The sequence below is a fragment of the Komagataeibacter kakiaceti JCM 25156 genome, from assembly GCF_000613305.1.
This window is the reverse complement of the sequence record NZ_BAIO01000370.1, coordinates 1-2,373: the sequence shown is the minus strand read 5'-3', so window position 1 is coordinate 2,373 and position 2,373 is coordinate 1. Positions and strand designations below refer to the sequence as shown.

At 66.9% G+C, this 2,373-nt stretch carries 1 protein-coding gene and 1 pseudogene; both read right to left on the bottom strand.

Features of this window, described 5'->3' with window-relative positions:
• On the bottom strand, positions 1-1,312 hold a 1,312-nt coding region (locus tag JCM25156_RS13905; protein WP_025813566.1), incomplete at its 3' end, for a 2-isopropylmalate synthase.
• A 325-nt stretch (positions 1,313-1,637) separates the two neighbouring features.
• A pseudogene (locus tag JCM25156_RS24575) lies at positions 1,638-2,373 on the bottom strand (N-acetylmuramoyl-L-alanine amidase family protein); the annotation flags it as partial.

Below are 2,373 nucleotides of genomic sequence, written 5' to 3'. Positions count from 1 at the left end.
CCTGCCCCTGCGCCTGCGCCTCGCGCTTCTCGCCATCCACTTCCAGCACCAGATCGGCGGTGGCGGGGCGGCGGGATCCGGCGGTCACGTCCAGCGCCACGAAGCGGATGCGGGCATGGTCGCGCACCTCGTCATCGACCAGCGCGGCCAGATCCTCGTCATAGATGACCTTCTTGCGGTCGGCCAGATCCTTGAAGCGGGAGAACGCCTCGTTGAACTGCGCGTCCTCCAGCCCGTCATACCCCATGGCCTGGAGCTTGTCGCGGAAGGCTGCGCGGCCGGAATGCTTGCCCAGCACCAGCGACGAACGGGTCCAGCCCACGCTCTCGGGCGTCATGATTTCATAGGTGGCGGCGTTTTTCAGGATTCCATCCTGGTGGATGCCGCTTTCATGCGCAAACGCGTTGCGGCCCACGATGGCCTTGTTCGGCTGCACGTCGAAGCCGGTGATGGTGGCCAGCATGCGCGATGTGCGCAGCAGGCGCTCGGTATGGATGCCGGTGGTATAGGGCAGCACGTCATGGCGCGTGCGCAGCACCATGATGATTTCCTCCAGCGCCGCGTTGCCCGCGCGCTCGCCAATGCCGTTGATGGTGCATTCCACCTGCCGCGCGCCCGCCTTCAGCGCCGCGATGGTGTTGGCGACACCCAGCCCCAGGTCGTTATGGTTGTGCGTGGAGAAGATGACCCCGTCAGCGCCGGGCACGCGGGCGCGCAGATCCGCGAAGATGCGGGCCATGTCCTCGGGCGTGGAATAGCCGACGGTATCGGGAATGTTGATGGTCGTGGCCCCGGCGCGAATCGCGGTCTCGACACAGCGGCACAGGAAATCCGGCTCGGTGCGGGAGCCGTCCTCGGCCGACCATTCCACGTCATCGGTGAACTGGCGCGCGGCGCGGTTGCCCGCCTCGATCACGTCCAGCACCGTTTCGGGCTCCATGCGCAGCTTGTACTTCATGTGCAGCGGCGAGGTGGAGATGAAGTTGTGGATGCGCCCGCGCTTCGCCGGCCGGATCGCCTCCCCCGCGCTGGCGATGTCGTTCTTGCCGCCGCTGCGCGCCAGCGCGCACACCACGGTATTTTTCATCCTGAGCGCGATCTGGTGGACGCTGTCGAAATCCCCCTTCGAGGCGACGGGAAAGCCCGCCTCCATCACGTCCACACCCAGTTCCTCCAGCGCCTCGGCCATGCGCAGCTTTTCGGCCAGGTTCATGGAAAAACCGGGGGACTGCTCGCCATCACGCAAGGTGGTGTCGAAAATGATGACGCGGTTCGCGTCCATGCGGCCAAAGGAGGGGTGATTGATGCTCATGGTGGTACCTCGGACATATCCGGATGTGAAACGGGCGGGCGGCACGGCTGCGTGCCCCCTCTTGTTCAATTCGTGTTCGCGGACCGGCCTGCCGGTCCGATCATTCCCCTGGGCGCACCGGCACAGGCCGGCCGTGGTCGCTCAGGGGCGGATAAGTCGAAGACGAAGAAGCCCGGCACCGGCACAGGCGCGCGCGGACAGGCGCGCGCATGCGCCCGACCCGGTTCCCGCGATGTGCGTTGTCGTTACCATGGCGCGCACAATACAGCGGGGAAACCCGATTGCAACCGTAAAACGCGCGCGGGCGCATGAAAGCCCGCGCGTTTCAGCCCGTCGCGTGCGTAACCATGCTGTCGGTGGCGAAATAGTGGTCGATCGCCTGCACCATCGCGCCAGCCACCACGGCACGGTGGGCGGCCTGCCGCAGGGCGGCTTCGTCCATATGGTTGGACATGAACCCCATCTCCACCAGCACGGAGGGAATATCGGCCGATTTCAGCACCACGAACGAGGCATGGCGGGAGGGATGCGGCAAAAGCCCCACGCGCGGGCGGAACGCGCTGACAATGGTGCTGGCCATGTGGGCCGCGCCGTGGCGCGTTTCCTCCGTTACGAGGCTGGCGAGGATTTCCTGCACCTCGGGCGAGGCCGCGTGCACCTGCGGGCCGCCATAGCGGTCGGCGCTGTTTTCCGTCTGGGCCAGCATGGCCGTCTGCCGGTCCGACGCCTGGCGGCCAGGGTATAGACACTCGCCCCGCGCACCCCCCGGTCCAGCAGGGCGTCGGCATGCATGGAAATGAACAGCGACGCCTTGTGGCTGTGGGCGATGTCCACCCGCCCCTCCAGCGGGATGAAGCGGTCATCGGCGCGGGTCATGGCCACGCGGTAGCGGCCACTGGCCACGAGCTGGCGCTGGAGTTCGGCGGCCGCCGCCTCCGCCACATGTTTTTCATACGTGCCGGAAACGCCGATCGCGCCGGGGTCCTTGCCGCCATGTCCGGGGTCGAGCATGACCAGCGGCTTCGGGCGCGCGGCCTGCCCGATAATGGCGGGCGCGTGCA